Annotated in this window: 1 pseudogene; it reads left to right on the top strand. The window is 72.3% G+C overall.

The features are described from left to right. Positions 1–286: pseudogene (locus M3149_RS22875) on the top strand (hypothetical protein); the annotation flags it as partial. Between the last annotated feature and the right edge of the window lie 108 nt (positions 287–394).

The raw sequence follows: 394 nt of genomic DNA, 5'->3' as shown, positions 1-394 counted from the left end.
GCCGACGGACCAGGGTCTGGTCTTCCGGGGCAGGGTCGGCAGCGGCATCGCGGGCAAGGAGGGCCAGCGGCTGCTCGGCGTGCTCGAGCCGCTGCTCGCCGACGCCTCCCCGTTCGCCGACCCGGTGCCCAAGGTGGACGCGGCCGGCACCCACTGGGTTCGGCCCGAGGTGGTCGTCGACATCGCGGCGCTCGGGATGACCCCGGCCAGGCGGCTGCGGCAGCCCAGCTTCCGAGGCGTGCGCACCGACCTGACGCCCGCCGATCTGGGAGCGGTGGATGGCTGAGCAGGAGCTGCACGTCGAGGTCGACGGCCGGACGCTGCGGATCAGCAACCTGGGCAAGGTGATGTACCCCTCGACCGGCACCACCAAGGGCGAGGTCCTCAACTACTA

It is taken from the genome of Hydrogenophaga intermedia (assembly GCF_023715105.1).
GTDB lineage: Bacteria > Pseudomonadota > Gammaproteobacteria > Burkholderiales > Burkholderiaceae_C > Hydrogenophaga > Hydrogenophaga intermedia_A.
The sequence above is the reverse complement of the archived record's forward strand: the minus strand, read 5'-3'. Positions and strand labels throughout refer to the sequence as shown.